Source organism: Frateuria defendens (assembly GCF_001182895.1).
GTDB lineage: Bacteria > Pseudomonadota > Gammaproteobacteria > Xanthomonadales > Rhodanobacteraceae > Frateuria_B > Frateuria_B defendens.
On the sequence record NZ_LFQR01000071.1, the window covers coordinates 1 to 460 of the forward strand.

A 460-nucleotide genomic window follows, 5' to 3' on the forward strand; every position below is an offset into this window, starting at 1 on the left:
AACGGCGACGGCAAGAAGTACGTGGCCCAGCGCCACCAACTGGCGCCACGCCTGGGCGTGTCGTGGGACGTGTTCGGCGATTCCACCTTGAAGGTGTACGCGAACGCAGGCCGTTACCATCTGGCGTTGCCGAACGACGCGGCGGTGCGCGGCGCTTCCGGCTCGATCGTCACCAGTCAGTACTTCACCTACACCGGCGTCGATCCCCGTACCGGCGCGCCGACCGGCCTCAATCCGATCGCTGTCGATCTGAGCAGCCAGTTCGCCTGCCCGAACAGTGGTGGTGCCGTGTCGTCCAACCGTGAATGCGGCGCGGCGCCGGATCCCCGCACCGTGGCGGCCAAGGGACTGAAGTCGCACTTCCAGGACGAGTACATCCTGGGCATGGAGCAGCAGATCACCCCGGCCTTCGTGTGGGGCGCCAAGGCCACCGTGCGCAGGCTGCGCAGCGCCATCGACG

The 460-nt window shown here is 67.4% G+C and carries 1 pseudogene; it reads left to right on the plus strand.

Features of this window, described 5'->3' with window-relative positions:
• Window positions 1–460: pseudogene (locus ACH65_RS20305) on the plus strand (TonB-dependent receptor); the annotation flags it as partial.